Consider the following 332-nt stretch of genomic DNA (forward strand, 5'->3'; position numbering starts at 1 on the left):
CGACGGCGTTGCTGACGGTGGTCGGCGGCAGGATCGTGTGGGGTGCGGGGCCGTTCGCGTCGCACGACGCGCCGATCCCGCCCGCGATGCCGGACTGGTCGCCCGTGCGCGAGTACGGCGGCTATGGCGGCTGGGGCGCGACGCAGCGCAACGGCGCACCGCTGCAACGGGCGGCGGCGGCCGCGATGTGCGGCTGCGCGAACGCGTGCAACGTGCACCAGCATGCGCATGCGAGCGCGTGGGGCGGCGCATTGCCGACGTCCGACGCGAAGGGCTTCTGGGGTGCGTTCGGCTGTTCGTGCTGGGCGGTCTGACATGTCGACGACAACCGG

Annotated in this window: 1 pseudogene; it reads left to right on the top strand. The window is 73.5% G+C overall.

The annotated features are described in order from the left end of the window. A pseudogene (locus ACV22W_RS33695) lies at positions 1–314 on the top strand (amidohydrolase); the annotation flags it as partial. Positions 315–332: the final 18 nt, after the last annotated feature.

The organism is Burkholderia sp. AW49-1 (assembly GCF_053427845.1).